The organism is Cupriavidus alkaliphilus, assembly GCF_900094595.1.
Classification (GTDB): domain Bacteria; phylum Pseudomonadota; class Gammaproteobacteria; order Burkholderiales; family Burkholderiaceae; genus Cupriavidus; species Cupriavidus alkaliphilus.
The window spans coordinates 1-1,336 of sequence record NZ_FMAD01000030.1 but is presented as its reverse complement, the minus strand read 5'-3'; the positions used below and the strand labels follow the sequence as shown (position 1 = coordinate 1,336).

The following is a 1,336-nucleotide window of genomic DNA, read 5'->3' as shown; positions in this document are numbered from 1 at the left end:
ATTTCGCCACCGGCATGGTGAACTCGGCGCCCTTGGCGATCGAGTCGGGCCAGCGCTGCATCACGCTCTTGTAGCGCGTGTAGAAGCGCACGCCCTCTTCACCATAGGCATGGTGGTCGCCGAACAGCGAGCGCTTCCAGCCGCCGAACGAATGCCACGCCATCGGCACCGGGATCGGCACGTTGATGCCGACCATGCCCACCTGGATCTGCCGCGCAAACGCGCGCGCGATGCCGCCGTCGCTGGTGTAGCACGACACGCCGTTGCCGTACTCGTGCGCGTTGATCAGCGCCACCGCCTCGGCAAAGTCGTGCACCCGCACCACCGACAGCACCGGGCCGAAGATCTCTTCCTTGTAGATCGTCATCTCCGGCGTCACATGGTCGAACAGCGTGCCGCCGACGTAGAAGCCGTTCTCGTGGCCATCGACCTGGTGGCCGCGGCCATCGGTCACCAGCGTCGCGCCCTCGGCCACGCCCCTGGCGATGTAGCCCTCGACCTTGGCCTTGTGCGCGCCGGTCACCAGCGGGCCCATCTCGGCATCGGCCTCCATGCCGTTGCGGATCTTGAGCGCGCGCGCGCGTTCGGCCAGGCGCGGCACCAGCTGGTCGGCCACCTCGCCGACCGCCACCGCCACCGAGATCGCCATGCAGCGCTCGCCGGCCGAGCCATAGGCGGCGCCGATCAGCGCGTCGACAGCCTGGTCCAGGTCCGCATCGGGCATCACCACCAGGTGGTTCTTGGCGCCGCCCAGCGCCTGCACGCGCTTGCCGTGCCGGGTGCCTTCGGTATAGATGTACTCGGCAATCGGGGTCGAGCCGACGAACGACAGCGCCTGCACGTCGGGGTGCGCGAGCAGCGCGTCGACCGCCTCCTTGTCGCCCTGCACCACGTTGAACACGCCATCGGGCAGGCCGGCCTGGCGCAGCAGATCGGCAATCAGCAGGCTCGGCGACGGATCGCGCTCGGACGGCTTGAGCACGAAGGTATTGCCGCACGCCAGCGCCACCGGGAACATCCACATCGGCACCATCACCGGGAAGTTGAACGGGGTGATGCCGGCCACCACGCCCAGCGGCTGGCGCAGGTTCCAGTTGTCGATGCCGCCGCCGATGTTGTCGGTGAAATCGGTCTTGAGCAGGTTGGGGATGCCGCAGGCGAACTCCACCACCTCGATGCCGCGCGTGACCTCGCCCTTCGCATCGGAGAACACCTTGCCGTGCTCGCGCGTGATCAGCGCGGCGAGATCGTCGTGGTGCTGGTCCAGCAGTTCCTTGAACTTGAACAGGATGCGCGCGCGGCGCAGCGGCGGGGTGTCGGCCCACGCCGGGAAGGC

Annotated in this window: 1 protein-coding gene; it reads right to left on the bottom strand. The window is 68.3% G+C overall.

Going from position 1 to position 1,336, the window contains the following annotated elements; all coding sequences use genetic code 11:
- A partial coding sequence (locus GA0116996_RS27850; protein ID WP_092318369.1) for a CoA-acylating methylmalonate-semialdehyde dehydrogenase occupies positions 1–1,336 on the bottom strand: 1,336 nt, incomplete at both ends.